This window comes from Agrococcus jejuensis (assembly GCF_007679035.1).
In the GTDB taxonomy this organism is placed as follows: domain Bacteria; phylum Actinomycetota; class Actinomycetes; order Actinomycetales; family Microbacteriaceae; genus Agrococcus; species Agrococcus jejuensis_A.
This window is the reverse complement of the sequence record NZ_VEFR01000016.1, coordinates 1-330: the sequence shown is the minus strand read 5'-3', so window position 1 is coordinate 330 and position 330 is coordinate 1. Positions and strand designations below refer to the sequence as shown.

At 53.3% G+C, this 330-nt stretch carries 1 rRNA gene; it reads left to right on the top strand.

From position 1 onward, the window contains the following. Nucleotides 1-243 precede the first annotated feature (243 nt). Nucleotides 244-330 (top strand): 16S ribosomal RNA (locus FS793_RS15885); the annotation flags it as partial.

Sequence of the window (330 nt, the reverse complement as noted above, 5' to 3'; positions counted from 1 at the left end):
AGGTTGCCATCTCGCGGAGAGTCGCGTGGCGAACAGCAGGGCCTCGATGCAATCCCGGGAGGGTGCGGTCGAGAGCGCCCGATCCTTGAGAACTCAACAGCGTGCACAATGTCAAATGCCAAATTACCTCGTCGCATCTTCGGATGCGTTGAGATTCCTTTGGACAAACGAGATTGTCAGTGACAATCCACTTGTCAGATTCAAACTCGCTGTCGTCGGCTTGCCGGTGACATGCAAAATTTCTTTATGGAGAGTTTGATCCTGGCTCAGGATGAACGCTGGCGGCGTGCTTAACACATGCAAGTCGAACGATGAAGGAGGAGCTTGCTC